The following is a 16,017-nucleotide window of genomic DNA, read 5'->3' on the forward strand; positions in this document are numbered from 1 at the left end:
GGGGTTGAGCGGCGTGTTGGCCTGCGCCATGACGAAGCGATCTTCTTCGTCGGCGGTGAGATAGTCGATCTGGTCCGTGACCCGGCCATCCACGATCTTGCGGTACGGCGTCTCGACGAAGCCGAACGAGTTGAGCCGGGCGAAGGTGGCCAGTGAACCGATCAGGCCGATGTTCGGGCCTTCCGGCGTCTCGATCGGGCACATCCGGCCGTAGTGCGACGGGTGCACGTCGCGGACCTCGAAACCCGCGCGCTCACGGGACAGACCACCCGGGCCCAGCGCGTTCAGCCTCCGCTTGTGCGTCAGGCCGGCCAGCGGGTTGGTCTGGTCCAGGAACTGCGACAGCTGCGACGTGCCGAAGAACTCCCTGATCGACGCGGTGACCGGACGGACGTTGATCAGCGTCTGCGGCGTTATCGCCTCGACGTCCTGAGTGGTCATCCGCTCGCGGACGACCCGCTCCATCCGGGCCAGGCCCAGCCGGACCTGGTTCTGGATGAGCTCGCCCACGCTGCGCAGACGCCGGTTGCCGAAGTGGTCGATGTCGTCGGTCTCGACGATGACCGAACCGTTCTCGCCCATCGTCTCCTCACCCGCGTGCAGCCGTACGAGGTACTCGACCGTGGCGACGATGTCCTCTTCTGTGAGGGTGCCGACCGTGATGTCGGTGTCCAGCCCCAGCTTCTTGTTGACCTTGTAGCGGCCGACCTTCGCCAGGTCGTAACGCTTGGGGTTGAAGTAGAGGTTCTGCAGCAGGGTCTGCGCCGACTCCTTGGTCGGCGGCTCACCCGGACGCAGCTTGCGGTAGATGTCCAGCAGCGCGTCCTCTTCGCCGGAGGTGTGGTCCTTCTCCAGCGTGGCCCGCATCGACTCGTACTGACCGAAACGCTCCAGAATCCGGTCGTTCGTCCAGCCGAGCGCCTTGAGCAGCACCGTCACCGGCTGCTTACGCTTGCGATCGACGCGGACACCGACGCTGTCGCGCTTGTCGATCTCGAATTCCAGCCAGGCGCCACGTGTGGGGATGACCCGGCAGCCGAACAGGTCCTTGTCGGAGGTCTTGTCGACCGTGCGGTCGAAGTAGACGCCGGAGGACCGGACGAGCTGCGAGGTCACGACACGCTCGGTGCCGTTGATGATGAACGTGCCCTTGGAGGTCATGAGCGGGAAGTCGCCCATGAACACCGTCTGGCTCTTGATCTCACCGGTCTCGTTGTTGATGAACTCCGCCGTGACGAACATCGGGGCGGAGTAGGTCATGTCCTTGTCCTTGCACTCCTCGATGGAGTACTTGGGCGGCTCGAACCGATGGTCACGGAACGACAAGGACATGTTCCCGGAGAAGTCCTCGATGGGACTGATCTCCTCGAAGATCTCTTCGAGACCTGATTGGAGGGGAACGTCCTTGCGCCCGGCCTGGCGAGCCGCCTCGACCCGGGCCTTCCACTTCTCGTTGCCGACCAGCCAGTCGAACGACTCGGTCTGCAGAGCGAGAAGGTCGGGAACCTCGAGGGGCTCCTTGATGCGCGCGAAGGAGACGCGACTGGAAGCGGATACGGCGGAGGCGTTGCGCGAGGCTGCCAACGGATGTCCTTCCGGAAGGTGCGGACGGAATCGAACTGCGCGCATACCAAACGGCCCGGAGGGATCCGGGCTGTCAGAAGGTAGTGCGAGAAAGCAGCATAGCGCGAATTATAAACGAATGACCACTCATACCAGCAGTGTCAACCTCGCTGCCGCCTTCAGTGTGTCACGGCGGGTTTGGACTCGTCAACTCTTCTGGCCGCGATCCGCTTCGGTCGCGATCCACCTGAATCGAACCAGCGGAACGGGGACAGGGGGCCGGCCGTCGCCATTCGGGCCACCCGTACGGCAGGCCGTATTCAGGCAACCCGTACGGCAGGCCGGCCCGGAAGAAGAGCCGTCACAGGGGAGAAAGGCCGACCCCGGACCCGTCGGGCGGTCAGTGCCAGATGGTGATGGTGGAGCCCATGGGCTGCCGGCCGCGGGGGTTCTCCTCGATGACGCGGCGGGTGCCGACGAGCTTGCGTACCTTGACCTGGAAACCGGCAGCCTTCAGCTCGCGCTGGGCGTCTTTCAACGCCCGAAACCGGACATCGGGCACCACCACGAAGTCGGGGGAGGACTCGGAGTCGTCGTTCTCCCAGGGCCAGTGCCAGCCCTCGTCCGGTCCCTTGGAGACCGTCAGCCGGACGCTGTCCCCGGCCGTGACCGGTGTGCCACCGACCGGGTCCTGAGCGATCACCGTGCCGCGCGGGGCGCTGTTGTCGGTCTCGTCGACCTGGACGTTGAAGCCCTTGTCGCGCAGGAACTTCTCGGCCTGGTCGCGCATCATCTGGCTGACGTCCGGCATGAGCAGGCCGAGGCTGATCACCAGGTTGACGCTGCCGCCCTTCTTGACGCGTTTGCCGACGGCCGGGTTGGTGCCGATGACCTGCCCACGGGGCACGGTGTCGCTCTGGTTCTTGCTCACCCGCCCGACGGCCAGGCCCGCCTCGGAGATCTTCGTCCGGGCCTCGGCTTCGCTGAGGTTGGCGACATTGGGCACCGGGACGGTCTCGGGACCGGCAGAGGGGATCAGCGTCAGCACCGACCCCCTGTCGACCTCGGCGCCCGGCCCAGGCTCGGTGTCGAGGACGTTGTCCTTCTCCACCTTGTCGTCGAATCTGGCCTGCCCGACCTTCACCTCGAAACCGGCGTTCAGCGCGGCCTGCCTGGCCAGCACGATGTTCTGCCCGACCAGGTCGGGCACCTTCACCGTGCGGCTCTGGGAGAACCACCAGCCGCTGAACGCGATCCCGGCGACCATCACGAGCGCCAGGCCGACGATGAACCAGTTGGGCCGCAGGGTCCGGCGCCGGGTCTTGGCGGAGATCCCGGCCGATCCGCGCGTCCCCGTCGGCAGCTCCGACAGCGGCTGGATCATGGTCTGCCCGGCCGCGTCGTCCTCGGCTCCGTCCTTGACGTAGACGAGCGGGGGAGGCGCCTGGAACACCCCCGGCTGCGAGCCGAGCGAGCCGAACGGGCCGGAGGGCGTACCGGTGGGAGAACCGGGGTGCCCGCCCGTGTGGTGCACCCTGTGCTGGGCGGTGTGACCCGTCCGGGGGATCCCCCGGTGCGTCTCCACGGCCGCGATCAGCATGGCGTTGGCGTCCGCCGGGCGCCGGGCCGGGTCCCTGTCCGTGGCCGCCGCGACGAGCGCGTCGAGCGACGGCGGCACGTCCGGCGCGATCGACGAGGGCGCGGGGACGTTGTCGTGGACGTGCCGGTAGGCGATCGACATCGGCGACTCGCCCGCGTACGGCTGCCGCCCGGTGAGCAGCTCGAACAGCAGGATGCCCGCGGCGTACACGTCGCTGCGCGCGTCGGCCTGGCCGGTGGTCACCTGCTCGGGCGACATGTAGCCGATGGTGCCGATCATCATGCTGGTCTTGGTCTGGTTGGTCGCCTCGATGGCGCGGGCCAGGCCGAAGTCGACGACCTTCACCCGGCCGTCGTCGGCCAGCAGCACGTTCTCCGGTTTGACGTCGCGGTGGATGAGCCCCGCCTGGTGGGCCGAGCCGAGCGCGGCCAGCACCGGGATGACCATCTCCAGCGCCTCGCGGGCCGGCAGCCGCTCGCGCTCGCGCAGGACGTCGCGGAGCGTCCGGCCGGGGACGTACTCCATCGACAGGTAGACGTGCGCCCCGTCGGTGCCCTGGTCGAAGACCTGCACGATGTTGGGGTGCGACAGCCCGGCCACCGACTTGGCCTCGCCGATGAAACGCCGGACGAACTGGGGGTCCTCGGCGAGCGAGCGGTGCATCACCTTGACGGCCACCGTGCGCTCGAGCCGGACGTCCAGGGCCAGGTAGACGGAGGCCATGCCGCCCCGGGCGATCCGGGACTCGACGCGGTAGCGCCCGTCGAGCAGCTGCCCGATGAGCGGGTCGGTTAGCGTCGTGTCCACCCGCCTGAGTTTACGGGTGTTTTGCCACTCGCAAGGCGCGGTAATCCCAAACCGAGACCTATCCCCGGCCCGCCGTCACCATCCCGGGGAGGAGGCCTCGGCGTAGCGCCGCCGGGGGATCCGCCCGGCGAGGTGCGCCAGCCGTCCCGCCGTGACGGCCGACCGCATCGCGGTCGCCATCAGGTCGGGCCGCTGGGCCCGGGTCACCGCGCTGGCCAGCAGTACGGCGTCGCAGCCCAGCTCCATCGCCAGCGCGGCGTCGCTGGCCGTGCCGATGCCCGCGTCGAGGATCACCGGGACGCCGGCCGCCTCCACGATCAACTCGATGTTGTGCGGGTTCCTGATGCCCAGCCCCGAGCCGATCGGCGCGCCGAGCGGCATCACCGCGGCGCAGCCGGCCTGCTCCAGCCGCCGCGCCAGCGCCGGGTCGTCGCCGATGTACGGAAGCACCGTGAACCCGTCGGCGACCAGTTGCTCGGCCGCGTCGAACGTCTCGATGGGGTCGGGCAGCAGCGTCCGCTCGTCGGCGATGACCTCCAGCTTCACCCAGTCGGTCTCCAGGGCCTCGCGGCCCAGCCGGGCGGTCAGCACGGCCTCCCCGGCGGTGTAGCAGCCCGCCGTGTTCGGCAGCGGCCTGACGCCGCGGGCCCGCAGCACGTCGAGCACCGAGCCCCGGGCCGCGGGGTCGAGCCGGCGCATCGCCACCGTGGTCAGCTCGGTCCCGGACGCCTCCAGCGCCTGGTCGAGCACCTCGAGGGAGGGCGCGCCGCCCGTCCCCATGATCAGCCTGGAGGCGAACTTCTCCCCGCCCAGGACGAAGACGTCCTCGCTCACCGTGGTCATCCTCCCTGCACCGCCGTCAGCACCTCGACCCGGTCACCCGGGGACAGCCGCGTCGTCGCCCAGGCGCCGCGGCTCACCACCTCGCCGTTCAGCGCCACCGCGATGCCCGCCGCCGCCGCGGTCAGGGTGCGTACGGCGACGATCACGGTCGCTTCGTCGTCCAGCGAGGTCTCGACCCCGTTGACGGTGACCTTCATTTGGCGAACCTCCCCGGATCGCAGAACTTCACGATCTCCGGCGCCGCGTCGCCGGTCAGAAAAGCGGCGGCGGCCGCCGCGGTGATCGGAGTGAGCAGGATGCCGTTGCGGTGGTGCCCGGTCGCCGCGAGCACGTCGATCTCCCGGCTCTCACCGGCGGGCCAGGGCGCGTCGACCGGCCCGATGAGCGGCAGGTTGTCGGGGGTGCCCGGGCGGAAGCCCACGGTCGTCTCGGCGAGCTCCAGCTCGGTCAGCCCCGGAACCAGCTCACGGGCGTCGCGCAGCAGCTCGTACACGCCTCCTGCCGTCACCCGGCCGTCGAAGCCCAGCTCCTCCACGGTCGCGCCGACCGTGATCTCGCCGTCGCCGCGCGGGACCAGGTAGGCGGGCGACCCGTGCACGAGCCCGCGCACGCACCTGGTGAGGAAGTCGGCGGGGCCGCGCAGCCGCAGGATCTGGCCCTTGACCGGCCGTACGGGCAGCCCGGGCAGCAGCCGCGACGACCACGACCCGGCCGCGACGACGACGCGCGGCGCGGCGGCCACCGTGCCGGAGGCCAGCCGCACCCCCCGCGGGGTGAGCTCGACGGCCCGCTCGGCGATGAGCGTGCCGCCGTTCCTGTCCAGCGCGGCGAGCAGGGCCCGCGCCACCAGGCGGGGGTTGACCCAGGCGTCGTCGCGGGCCAGCATGCCGCCGCGGATCGACGGCGAGAGCATCGGCTCCAGCTTCCGGCACTCGCGTCCGGTCAGCCGCTCCACCCGCAGGCCGAGCGTCTGCTCGAAGGTCGCGAGCTCGTCCAGTACGGCCATGTCGTCGGCGCTGTAGGCGATCTTCAGCGTGCCGTCGGAGCGGTAGTCGAGCCCGACACCGCTGTCGTCCTCCAGCTCGTCGCGGAACGACGGCCACAGCGCCAGCGAGGCGAGGCCGAGCCGTAGCTGCGGCTCCTCGGTGTAGGTGACCTCGCTCACCGGGGCGAGCATCCCGGCCGCCGCGTGCGTCGCGCCGCTGCCGGGGTCCGGATCCACGACCGCGACGGACATCCCCCGCCGGGCTGCACGCCAGGCGACCGACAGACCCTCGACACCGCCGCCCACCACGATCACGTCCGCGGCCGACGTCGCCTCCGGTGTGACTTCCACGCTCGGCACCATCCGCTCCCTTCGCCGGCATTACCCGGATCAGGTTCTCTGGCGGTCGAGAGCCTTCCGCTCTCCTCTCAGCCCGGACCGCCGGGCTCCCGCGCGTCTTACGTCCTCTTGCGTCCCCAACCCTAGCAGTTGCCCAACTCGTTACCAGATCGGGATTGGCGTGCGCCGGGGTTGACAATCTATGGTCAAGATGTGGATCACGTCGTGGTTGTGGGGGCCGGTCTGGCCGGCGTACGGAGCATCGAGGCGCTGCGCGCCCAGGGGTACGCCGGGCGGATCACGTTGATCGGCCAGGAACGGCACCGCCCCTATGACAGGCCGCCGCTGTCGAAGGCGGTGCTGCTCGGCGAGACGGACTCGACCGTCGTCGACTCCGATCTCGACGCGCTGGACGTACGGCTGTGCCTGGGCGCCGCGGCGAAGGGCCTGCGCGATGGCGTGGTGGAGACGACCGAGGGCGAGGTGGACTACGACGGCCTCGTCATCGCCACCGGCGCGGCGCCGATCCGGCTGCGCGGTGAGGGCCGCCAGCACGTGCTGCGCACCATCGACGACGCGATCGCGCTGCGCGAGCGGCTGGTCGCCGGGGCCCGGGTCGCGGTGATCGGCGCCGGCTGGATCGGCGCCGAGGTGGCGACGGCGGCGGCCAGGGCCGGCTGTGCGGTGACCGTGATCGAGGCCGGCGAGACGCCGCTCGCCGCCGCCCTCGGCCCCGACGTCGGCGGCCACACCATCCCCTGGTACGCCGAGGCGGGCGTGGAGCTGCGGCTCGGCGCGATGGTCGGCACGGTCGACTCCGGCGGCGTCACGCTCATGTCGGGCGCCCGGGTCAAGGCCGACGTCGTGGTGACCGGTGTCGGCGTGCGCCCCGCTGTCGGGTGGCTGAAGGGATCGGGTGTCGAACTGGACAACGGCGTGCTCGTCGACGAGCACCTGAAGACGGCGCTGCCCGGCGTGGTCGCGGTCGGCGACTGCGCGAACTGGTGGTCGCGCAGGTTCCGGCGGCGGCTGCGGGTCGAGCACTGGGACACCGCCCTCAGCGCCCCGGACACGGCGGCGGCCACGCTGCTGGGGGAGGAGGCGGTCTATGACCCCGTGCCGTACTTCTGGTCAGAGCAGTTCGGCAGGATGGTCCAGTTCGCCGGGCACCCGCAGCACGGCCCGGCCGTACGGCTGCTGCGGCGCGGCGACCCCCACACCGACGCGAAGTGGACGGTGTGCTGGCTGACCAGGGAAGACAGGCTGACGGCCCTCCTCACCGTGGACCGTCCGCGCGACGTGGTCCAGGGCCGTCGCATCGTCGAGGGCGGCCGCAAGGTCGATCCGGTCAGGCTGGCCGATCCGGCCGTACCGCTCCGCGACTGCATCCTGAACTAATCGAGGTGTTTCGCGGCCGCCTGCCTGTGGTAATGGTGGTTTCGTGACACTTACTGTTGCACAGATCGACCCGGAAACCGACCAGCTCGTGGGGGAATGGCTCCTCCTCTCAGAGGCCGCGCAGAGCCTGGGGCTCACGATCGGCCGCACCAAGCAACTTCTCAAGGACAAGAAGCTCGTCGGCGTCCGCAGGGGCGGCGGCGAGCCACAGGTGCCGGCGGCGTTCATCGCCGACGGTGACGTGCTGAAGGGGCTTCCCGGCACGCTGACCGTCCTGGCCGACGCCGGGTACGACCCGGTCGAGTCGATCCGCTGGCTGTTCACCCCGGACGACTCGCTCCCCGGGTCGCCGATCGACGCGATCAGGGCGGGCCGGCACACCGAGGTCAAGCGCAGGGCCCAGGCGCTCGGGTTCTGACGTTGACCGATATCAGAGAGCGGCTCGCGCGGGCCAGGCTCTATCTCTGTACTGACGGCAGGCGAGACCGCGGCGACCTGGCGGAGTTCCTCGACGCGGTCCTCGCCGGCGGTGTCGACATCGTCCAGCTCAGGGAGAAGGGCCTGGAGGCGGGCGAGGAGCTCGGACTTCTCGAGGTGTTCCGGGACGCCTGCGACAGGCACGGTGCGCTGCTCGCGGTGAACGACCGGGCGGACGTCGCGTACGCCGCCCGGCCGGACATCCTCCATCTCGGCCAGGGCGACCTCCCGGTGCCGCTCGCCCGGGACATCCTCGGGCCGGAGGTGTTGATCGGCATGTCGACGCACTCGGCGGCGGAGGCCTCCGCCGCCGCGGCCGAGCCCGGGGTGGACTACTTCTGCTGCGGACCGGTCTGGCCGACGCCCACCAAACCGGGGCGGTCGGCCCCGGGCCCGGAGCTGCTCGCGCACGCCGCCGGTCTCGATACGGCACGGCCGTGGTTCGGCATCGGCGGCATCGACCTGGGCAATCTCGACGAGGTCATGGCGTATGGCGCCCGCCGCGTCGTGGTGGTCCGGGCGATCACCGAGGCCGACGACCCGGGGGCGGCGGCCGCGGAGTTCAGCGCCAGGCTGGACAAGGCCGAGATCTGACGGGCCCGCCCGGCCCGGCGTACGCAGGCGTTCAGGTGCGCCGGGCCGTGGCGGCGACCGCCAGGGCGGCCAGTGCCGTACGAGCCGTCTCGTCGATCGGGGCCTGGTCCAGTGTGTGCAGCGCGTCGTCGAGGTAGCTCTTGATCATGCCCTCGCAGGCGGCGAGGGCGCCGGTGTCCTCGATGACCGACCTGAGCCGCTCGACGCCCGCCTCGTCGAGGTCCGGGGCGCCGAGAAGGCTGCGTACGGCCTCGGCCTGCGCGTCCGACGCCTCGGCGAGAGCCCGGGCGATGAGCATGGTCCGCTTGCCCTCGCGCAGATCGTCCCCGGCGGGTTTGCCGGTCTCGGCGGGGTCGCCGAAGACGCCGAGGATGTCGTCGCGGAGTTGGAAGGCGATGCCGATCTGCCTGCCGTACTGCTCGCAGAGCCGGTCGATCCAGGCCGGCCGGCCCCGCGCGGCCAGCACCAGTCCCAGCCGCAGCGGCTGCTCGACCGTGTATTTCCCGCTCTTGTAGAGGGCGACCCGCAGCGCGCCGTCGAAAGTGCTCTCCCCCTGCGCCTGCTCCAGCAGGTCGAGATACTGCCCGCACATGAGCTCGGTGAGCATGTGATCGTGCACCGGCTGGGCGACGGCCAGCGCCTCGGCGGGCAGCCCGCTGGTCCGCCACATCTCGCCCGACCACACGAGCAGCAGATTGCCGAGAAGAACCGCCACACCCTCGCCGAACTGCTCGGCCGAACCGTGCCAGCCGGATTCGGCGTGCACGCGTTCGAACCGGCGGTGCGCCGACGGCATCCCCCTGCGCACGTCGCTCGCGTCCATCACGTCGTCATGGATGAGCGCACTGGCCTGCAGCAACTCCAACGAAGCCGCCGCCATGAGCAGCCCCGATTCCTCGCCCCCACCCGCCGCACGCCAGCCCCAATAGCAGAAAGCGGGGCGCAGTCGTTTGCCCCCGGAGAGGAAGTCCTCGGCAGTGGACAGCAGGACGGCCAGCTGCGGGTCGTCGAACAGCGGACGCTGCCGGTCCAGGAACTCCCGGATCGAGCGGTCCACCCCGGGCCGGACGTGGTCGAGCGGTGCTGCGGAAGGGGTCATGTCACGAGCCTAACCGGCGTTGATCCAACGGCCCATCCCTGTACCCTTGTAACATGGCTCTCGGTCTGCCCTCGCGGCTCCCCGATCGTGTCCCCACGGTCCGTGACCTGCTCACGGCGGGGGAGCGGTCGTTCTCCTTCGAGTTCTTCCCCCCGAAGACGGACGAGGGCGAGCGCCAGCTGTGGCGGGCCATCCGGGAGCTGGAGGCGCTGCAGCCGACGTTCGTGTCCGTGACGTACGGCGCCGGCGGCGGCAACCGCGACCGCACGGTGAGCATCGTCGAGCGCCTCGCCCACGAGACCACGCTCACGCCTGTGGCGCATTTCACCGCCGTGAACCACTCGGTCCGCGAGCTGCGTCACCTGATCGGCAGGTTCGCCGACGCCGGCGTGCGGAACATGCTGGCGCTACGGGGCGATCCGCCCGGCCGCGACCCGCTGGACGAGTGGGTGAAGCATCCGGAGGGGGTCGGGTACGCGGAGGACCTGGTCAGGCTCATCCGCCAGGCGGGCGATTTCTGCGTCGGTGTGGCGGCGTTCCCGTACAAGCACCCCAGGTCGGCGACCATCGAGTCCGACACCAGCTATTTCGTCCAGAAATGCCGGGCGGGTGCGGACTACGCCATCACCCAGATGTTCTTCCGCGCCGACGACTACTTCCGGCTGCGCGACCGGGTGGCGGCCCGCGGCTGTGACACGCCGATAATTCCCGGGATCATGCCGGTCACCCGGATCAGCACGATCACCCGCTCCGAGCAGCTGTCGGGCGCGCCGTTCCCGCCCGAGGTCGCGGCCAGGTTCGAGGCCGTCGCCGACGACCCCGACGCCGTACGCCGCCTCGGCATCGAGCACGCCGTGGAACTGTGCCGGAGGCTGCTCGACGAGGGGGCTCCCGGCATCCACTTCATCACCTTCAACCAGTCGAGCGCGACCCGCGAGGTGTTCCGGGCGCTTCACCCGGTCGGCGCCTCCGCCGTCAGTGGCAGCCGAGCCCCGGCGATGACATAGTTCTCATATCCGCCGGGGAACTCGAACCGCGTGATGAGATCGACGAAGCCGATGTCCCGGTAGAGGTGCCGGGCCGCCGTGGGGGCGTCGTGGGTGGACAGCACGGCGGTGCGCTCCGGGCGATCCGCGCAGATGGTGTGGATCAGGCGGCGGCCGATGCCCCTGCCCTGGTGATCGGGGTGGACGTGGATCTCCGCGAGCTCCAGGGCGTCGCCGAGCCAGTCGTCGCAGGCCTCGGGACCGACGTGATCGTACAGGCCGCGGCGGACCACGTCGTGCCACCACTGCCCTTCCGCGCCGTGGAAGCCGTAGGCGAACCCCACGATCCGCCGCTCCTCCGGGACCTCGGCGAGCAGGCACACGAAGTCCGGATAGGCGGCGTGGTTGCGCATGATGGCCATGCGCCCGGTCAGTTGGTCTGACGGCGGGTGCATGGCCGCCGTGTAGATGCCCAGCACCGTCTCCAGCACGTTCGTGAACTGGGCCGGCCCGATGCGCCGCAGTCGGATCACACATCGGAGACTAGTGCCCCGATCGCCGAGGCGTGCGGACGACGGTGCAAAGACCGACGGGCGAGCGCCGTCGGCTAGAGCATCGGTCGAGTGGCGGCACGTTGAGGAAGCCTCTGGTCGGGTCCGGTCGCTGCGCCGGGAGGAAGCTCCGGTCCGCTGCCGGGCCCCGCCGAGCGAGGCCGGCGGCGTGCGGTCCTCGCTCCCTCCCGCTCCGCTCCCAGCCCCCGGCCGACGATCACTTGACCGACCCTCTAGGGAAGGCCCACCTCGGCGGGGGTGCCGCCGGTGATCCGGACCAGTTCGTCGAAGGTCGTGGGGAAGACCGTGTGCGGGTGACCTCCCGCGGCCCACACCACCTCGTGCTTGCTCAGCCAGTTGTCCACCAGCGTCCGGATCGGGGCGGGATGTCCGACCGGGGCGACGCCGCCGATCGGCTGTCCGGTGTGCTCGCGGACGAACTCCGGGGTGGCGCGCCGGACCTTCCGGGCCCCGACCAGCTCGGCGACCAGCGCCGTGTCCACGCGATGGGCGCCGCTGGTCAGCACGAGCAGCGGGGATCCGTCGGCGTCGAAGACGAGGCTGTTGGCGATCGCCCCGATCTCGCAGCCGAGCTGGGCGGCGGCGGTCGCCGCGGTGGGCGCCGCCTCGTCGAGGACCTTGACCTGGCCCGCCACCCCGTGGGAGCGGAGGGCGTCCGCCACACGGGCGGCGTTCGGATGCAACGTATCTGACACCCGGCCACTCTAAACAGATCGACGCCCAGCTCGTAGGCTAAAAGGTCCTTTGGTCCTTACTTGAGAACATTGAGAGGCTGGGTTGACCATGGGGGGTCCACGACGGTTCGCCGCCGCCGCGCTGATCACGGCCGGGGCCGTGACGCTCGCGGCGGGTGGCCTGGCCGGTCCCGCGCAGGCGCGGACCGCGACGGCATCGCACCAGACGGCGTCACAGCAGGTATCGCAGCAGGCGGCGCACCAGCAGACGACACAGCGGCAGGCGGCGGAGCGGAAGCGGGCGCCGCGCAAGACGCTCAAACCCGGGGCCAAGGGTGCCGAGGTCAAGGCGCTGCAGACCCGGCTGACCGAGCTCGGGTACGTTCCCGGAAAGATCGACGGCAGGTACGGCCAGGCCACGATGATGGCCGTCTGGGCGTTCCAGAAAGTGCAGGGGATCAAGCCGACCAGCACGGTGGCGAGCCGGACCTGGGTGGCGCTGGAGAACCCGAAGGCGCCCAGGGTGCTGGTCCCGAAGGGCAGGCAGAACCGCGTCGAGGTGAACCTCACCCAGCAGATCATGGTGCTCTACCGGGCCGGCGAGCCGAAGGTGATCAGCCATGTCTCCAGCGGCAGCGGGATCCCGTACGTCGAGTACGCGACGTGGAACGGCAAGCGGCAGAGGTTCAGCGGCAGCGCGACCACGCCGACCGGCGACTACAGGACGACCTGGCGGGTGAGCGGCTGGCATCGGTCCTACCTTGGTCAGCTGTACAACCCGATCTTCTTCAACGGCGGCATCGCCCTGCACGGCGCGCTGTCGGTGCCGCTGCATCCGGCCTCGCACGGTTGCGTGCGGCTGCCGATGCCCGTGGCCGAGATCCTGCCGGACCTGCTGGGCACCGGCGTCCCCGTCCACGTGCGGGGGAGGTTCCGCCGCTGATCGCGCCGCCCGCACCGTCCGTCACCTCGAAACCGTGCTCGCTGACAACCCTTGACAGTCAACACGGTCGAATCTATGTTCGATGGTATGTGGGACGTAGGGGTGTCTGACGGCTGCCACCGCCCCGGCGGCCGCCGGACACGACCCGGGGAGCGTTTCGAAAGTGCCGTCCACCGCGAGCGGGGATCCAGCCGGCGCCCCGCGCGACGGGACACGACCCTTTGAAACGCTCCCCAGGCCGGAGGGGGAGAGGGGAAGCTCCTCGTCCGGCCACCCGCTGGCGGAATTTTTGTCGGTGCGATCTGCGACCGTGATGTCACCGGCGAAGACCGCCGGGTGGTGCCACGACTCGAGGAGGCGGGCATGACTGAACGGAACGGGCCGCGGGTCTCGCAGACGGTCCTGGCGCACCTCGCGGACGCCAGGGCGTGCCTGGCCGATGCGAACGCCGCGCCCACACCCGCGAGCAGGTACGTCTCGGCTCACCTCGCTGCCCTGCGTGCGGCCGCCGGACTCCTCGCGGCGCGGGCGCGGCCGACCGACGGGCGGAGGCGGCGGCTGCGCAGCGCCTGGGAACTGCTGCCGGAGGTGGAGCCGCAACTCGCCGACTGGGCGGCGTACTTCGCGGTCAGCGCCACCAAGCGCGCGGCTGCCGAGGCCGGCATGGTCCGGGCGGTCACCCCGACCGACGCCGAGGAGATCATCGTCGAGGCCGACAGGTTCGTCGGCGAGGTCGAGTCGATCCTCGGCGTGCCGGGTCAGTCGTCCCTCCCCATGGCGGGATAGCGAACCGGCGTCGCGCCGGAGAACCCCCTGTGGAGCAGAGAACCAGCGGGATAAGAGCCGCAGAGAGCCGGGCGATAGGAGACCGGCGGGCCAGGAGAACCGCCGGGACTGAGGATGCCCGACTGAGGATGCCGGCCGGAGGACGCCGGGCCGAGGGCCGGACGGGCCGTCAGATGGCGTCCCGCACCAGCGGGCAGCTCATGCACCGGGGGCCGCCCCGGCCACGCCCGAGTTCGTTGCCGCGGATCGGGATGACCTCGATCCCGTGCCTGCGCAGATAGTTGTTGGTGGTGGTGTTCCGCTCGTAGGCGATCACCACGCCGGGCTCCAGCGCCAGCACGTTGCAGCCGTCGTCCCACTGCTCGCGCTCCGCGGCGTGCGCGTCCTGGGCCGGGGTCAGGATCTCGATGTCGTCCAGGTCGACGGCCCGCGCGATGGCCCGGTGCATGTCCTCGGGGGAGTGGTCGGTGACCTTGAGCTCCTTGTCGTTGTCGCCCGGCTCGATGGTGTACGACGGCAGCATGCCGAGCCCGGCGTACTTCACGAATTTGCCGACGTCGACCTGGGTCATCACGGTGTCCAGATGCATGAAGGCGCGGGCCTTCGGCAGGTCGAGCGCCACGATCCTGGTCGCGGAGCCGGACCTGAAGAGGTTCATCGCGAGCGTCTCCACCGCCTGCGGCTGGGTCCGCTCGCTCATCCCGACGAGCACCGCGCCGCGGCCGATCACCAGGACGTCGCCGCCCTCTATGGTGGCCGGGCCCATCCGGGTGCCGGGAGACCAGACGTGGTATCCGCCGTCATCCGGTCTGTCGTAGCCGCGCGCGAACAGCGGGTGCCACCGGTAGACCGCCTCGTAGTTGAGGGTCTCCCGCCTGCGGGCCTTCTTGCGCATGGCGTTGATGGACACCCCGTCGTACACCCAGCACGAGGCGTCCCTGGCGTACAGGTGGTTGGGCAGCGGCGGGAGGACGAAGTCGTCCATGCCCAGGCTGTGGAAGGCGATGGACTTCGGTTCGCAGCCCAGCTCCATGATCTCGCGCTTGGTGATGCCCCCGGTGAGGAACGGCGCCAGCGCCCGGCCGTCCAGGGTGTCCAGCGCGCCGCGTACGGCGTCGGCGGCCACCGGGCCGAGCCAGTGCTCGTCGACGCTGCCGTCGAGGATGTGCTTCCTCGCCTCCGGGATCGCGATCGTCTGCTCGATCATCTCGCCGAGGCGATGAACCCGGACACCGCGCGCGGCCAGCACCTCGCACCATTCCCGGTGCTCCTCCAGCGCGCGGTGGACCCAGAGCACGTCGTCGAACAGCAACTGGTCCTTGTTGGTGGGGGTGAGCCGCTTCAGCGCCGGCTCGGGCATGTGGACCAGGACCTGCCGCAGCCTGCCGACCTCAGAACCGACATAGAACGACGTCGTTTTCTGCATGTCCCCCAAAATAGGTCAGGAATCCAGTCAGAAGGACTCGACGGCGCGACGCGCCTCCGCGTCCAGCACTCCCCAGTTGATGAACTCCTCGGTCAGCTCGACCGGCGACCTGTCGTATATCACCGCGAGCGAACGCAGGTCCTCCTGGCGGATGGACAGCACCTTGCCGTTGTAGTCTCCGCGCTGGCTCTGGATGGTGGCCGCGTAGCGCGCGAGCGGACCGGCCTTGTCCTTGGGCAGCTGAGCCAGCCGCTCCAGGTCGATGACAAGCTTCGGCGCGGGCGCCAGCGGGCTCGGCGCGGCCCCGCCGGGCAGCAGCTCCGACACCGGCACCCCGTAGAAATCGGCGAGTTCGGCCAGCTTCTGCACGGTCACGGCGCGGTCGCCCCGCTCATAGGAGCCCACGACGACCGCCTTCCACCGGCCGCGGGACTTCTCCTCGACACCATGCAGGGACAGGCCCTGCTGCGTACGGATCGCGCGCAGGCGTGCGCCCAGCGACTTGGCATAGTCAGACGGCATCGTCAGCCCCCGGCTTTCTATGTCTGTTCTCACTTGATTGTGCGTCCTTGTCCTAAGCGTTCCGAACACCGGGGCTGGCGCCCGGCCAGGCACCTTCGGTGACCGCTGCGTCGGGTTTTACCCAGGAAGGTCGCGAGTTGTGGTTACGGACAGTGACGGTAAAGCTGTCACTCCGAAAGGTCAAGCAGATTGGAAAAAAGAACGTAAAGAGTGCCCCGCGCGGTCGCCCGGCCGATCCACGCCCCCGCCTCTACGCCCCCACGCCCCCCGGCCGACTCGGCCCCCGCTTCCGGCCATGTGATCGGCCCCGCCGCCGGGCGGTCCTCCCCGCGGGCGGCACAGGGCCTGCTGATACGCTGACGGCCGACATCCTTTAAGACCCGTCCCGTGAGGCGGGAAAGGT

The 16,017-nt window shown here is 70.3% G+C and carries 15 protein-coding genes, 1 pseudogene and 1 riboswitch; of the genes and pseudogenes, 6 read left to right on the forward strand and 10 right to left on the reverse strand.

Translation table 11 applies throughout. The features are described from left to right. The 5 genes and pseudogenes from AP234_RS32445 to thiO all read right to left on the reverse strand — a co-directional run. A pseudogene (locus AP234_RS32445) lies at positions 1–1,584 on the reverse strand (DNA-directed RNA polymerase subunit beta); the annotation flags it as partial. A 379-nt stretch (positions 1,585–1,963) separates the two neighbouring features. Then, a complete protein-coding gene (pknB, locus tag AP234_RS32450) occupies positions 1,964–3,970 on the reverse strand; it encodes a Stk1 family PASTA domain-containing Ser/Thr kinase (protein ID WP_055483581.1) in 2,007 nt (668 codons plus the stop codon). Between the two features lie 75 nt (positions 3,971–4,045). Further along, a complete protein-coding gene (locus AP234_RS32455; RefSeq protein WP_083502637.1) occupies positions 4,046–4,813 on the reverse strand; it encodes a thiazole synthase in 768 nt (255 codons plus the stop codon). Beyond that, positions 4,810–5,010 carry a sulfur carrier protein ThiS gene (thiS, locus tag AP234_RS32460; RefSeq protein ID WP_055483582.1) on the reverse strand — a complete coding sequence of 67 codons (201 nt, stop codon included), beginning with the start codon at positions 5,008–5,010 and terminating at the stop codon, positions 4,810–4,812. Before thiS ends, AP234_RS32455 begins: the two co-directional genes overlap by 4 nt. Beyond that, positions 5,007–6,149 carry a glycine oxidase ThiO gene (thiO, locus tag AP234_RS32465; RefSeq protein WP_235558521.1) on the reverse strand — a complete coding sequence of 381 codons (1,143 nt, stop codon included), beginning with the start codon at positions 6,147–6,149 and terminating at the stop codon, positions 5,007–5,009. The genes thiS and thiO overlap by 4 nt, the downstream gene beginning before the upstream one ends. Continuing rightward, positions 6,149–6,261, reverse strand: a riboswitch (TPP riboswitch). (Overlaps the previous gene by 1 nt.) An 89-nt stretch (positions 6,262–6,350) precedes the next feature. On the opposite strand from thiO, the gene AP234_RS32470 reads away from it, so the two are divergent. The 3 genes from AP234_RS32470 to thiE are packed head-to-tail and all read left to right on the forward strand — an operon-like array spanning position 6,351 to position 8,606. Beyond that, a complete protein-coding gene (locus AP234_RS32470) occupies positions 6,351–7,535 on the forward strand; it encodes an FAD-dependent oxidoreductase (protein WP_055483584.1) in 1,185 nt (394 codons plus the stop codon). Positions 7,536–7,578: 43 nt separating this feature from the next. Next, the gene (locus AP234_RS32475; protein ID WP_055483585.1) at positions 7,579–7,953 is read left to right on the forward strand and encodes an Rv2175c family DNA-binding protein; all 375 of its coding nucleotides are present in this window, start codon (positions 7,579–7,581) and stop codon (positions 7,951–7,953) included. A gap of 11 nt (positions 7,954–7,964) precedes the next feature. Then, entirely contained in the window at positions 7,965–8,606 is a 642-nt protein-coding gene (gene thiE, locus AP234_RS32480; protein ID WP_235558523.1) for a thiamine phosphate synthase, read from the forward strand. Positions 8,607–8,637: 31 nt separating this feature from the next. Here the strand turns inward: thiE and AP234_RS32485 are convergent, their stop codons facing one another. Next, the gene (locus AP234_RS32485; protein ID WP_055483587.1) at positions 8,638–9,705 is read right to left on the reverse strand and encodes a polyprenyl synthetase family protein; all 1,068 of its coding nucleotides are present in this window, start codon (positions 9,703–9,705) and stop codon (positions 8,638–8,640) included. Positions 9,706–9,758: 53 nt separating this feature from the next. Between AP234_RS32485 and metF the strand changes: the two genes are divergently transcribed. Further along, positions 9,759–10,712, forward strand: coding sequence for a methylenetetrahydrofolate reductase [NAD(P)H] (metF, locus tag AP234_RS32490; RefSeq protein ID WP_055483588.1), 954 nt, complete (start codon positions 9,759–9,761; stop codon positions 10,710–10,712). Here the strand turns inward: metF and AP234_RS32495 are convergent. Both AP234_RS32495 and AP234_RS32500 read right to left on the reverse strand, forming a co-directional pair. Continuing rightward, positions 10,658–11,224, reverse strand: a complete 567-nt coding sequence (locus AP234_RS32495; protein WP_055483589.1) for a GNAT family N-acetyltransferase — start codon at positions 11,222–11,224, stop codon at positions 10,658–10,660. The genes metF and AP234_RS32495 overlap by 55 nt on opposite strands. A 251-nt stretch (positions 11,225–11,475) precedes the next feature. Beyond that, positions 11,476–11,958 carry a YbaK/EbsC family protein gene (locus AP234_RS32500; RefSeq protein ID WP_055483590.1) on the reverse strand — a complete coding sequence of 161 codons (483 nt, stop codon included), beginning with the start codon at positions 11,956–11,958 and terminating at the stop codon, positions 11,476–11,478. Between the two features lie 88 nt (positions 11,959–12,046). Between AP234_RS32500 and AP234_RS32505 the strand changes: the two genes are divergently transcribed. Both AP234_RS32505 and AP234_RS32510 read left to right on the forward strand, forming a co-directional pair. Then, positions 12,047–12,880 (forward strand): L,D-transpeptidase family protein, encoded by an 834-nt coding sequence (locus AP234_RS32505; RefSeq protein ID WP_055483591.1) that lies wholly within the window; start codon positions 12,047–12,049, stop codon positions 12,878–12,880. 363 nt (positions 12,881–13,243) lie between these two features. Further along, the gene (locus AP234_RS32510; protein ID WP_055483592.1) at positions 13,244–13,666 is read left to right on the forward strand and encodes an SAV_6107 family HEPN domain-containing protein; all 423 of its coding nucleotides are present in this window, start codon (positions 13,244–13,246) and stop codon (positions 13,664–13,666) included. Positions 13,667–13,835: 169 nt separating this feature from the next. Here AP234_RS32510 and AP234_RS32515 read toward each other — a convergent pair whose 3' ends face one another. Both AP234_RS32515 and bldD read right to left on the reverse strand, forming a co-directional pair. Beyond that, positions 13,836–15,092 carry an arginine deiminase gene (locus tag AP234_RS32515; protein WP_055483593.1) on the reverse strand — a complete coding sequence of 419 codons (1,257 nt, stop codon included), beginning with the start codon at positions 15,090–15,092 and terminating at the stop codon, positions 13,836–13,838. Positions 15,093–15,119: 27 nt separating this feature from the next. Beyond that, positions 15,120–15,614, reverse strand: a complete 495-nt coding sequence (gene bldD, locus AP234_RS32520; RefSeq protein WP_055483594.1) for a transcriptional regulator BldD — start codon at positions 15,612–15,614, stop codon at positions 15,120–15,122. Positions 15,615–16,017 lie beyond the last annotated feature (403 nt).

The sequence above is a fragment of the Sphaerimonospora mesophila genome (assembly GCF_001417795.1).
Taxonomy (GTDB): Bacteria; Actinomycetota; Actinomycetes; order Streptosporangiales; family Streptosporangiaceae; genus Sphaerimonospora; species Sphaerimonospora mesophila.

Coding starts and splice junctions, on each gene's coding strand:
- thiS (WP_055483582.1), bottom strand. CDS start 5,010: ATGAAGGTCACCGTCAACGGGGTCGAGACCTCGCTGGACGACGAAGCG.
- AP234_RS32505 (WP_055483591.1), top strand. CDS start 12,047: ATGGGGGGTCCACGACGGTTCGCCGCCGCCGCGCTGATCACGGCCGGG.
- AP234_RS32485 (WP_055483587.1), bottom strand. CDS start 9,705: ATGACCCCTTCCGCAGCACCGCTCGACCACGTCCGGCCCGGGGTGGAC.
- AP234_RS32510 (WP_055483592.1), top strand. CDS start 13,244: ATGACTGAACGGAACGGGCCGCGGGTCTCGCAGACGGTCCTGGCGCAC.
- AP234_RS32455 (WP_083502637.1), bottom strand. CDS start 4,813: ATGACCACGGTGAGCGAGGACGTCTTCGTCCTGGGCGGGGAGAAGTTC.
- AP234_RS32515 (WP_055483593.1), bottom strand. CDS start 15,092: ATGCAGAAAACGACGTCGTTCTATGTCGGTTCTGAGGTCGGCAGGCTG.
- metF (WP_055483588.1), top strand. CDS start 9,759: ATGGCTCTCGGTCTGCCCTCGCGGCTCCCCGATCGTGTCCCCACGGTC.
- bldD (WP_055483594.1), bottom strand. CDS start 15,614: ATGCCGTCTGACTATGCCAAGTCGCTGGGCGCACGCCTGCGCGCGATC.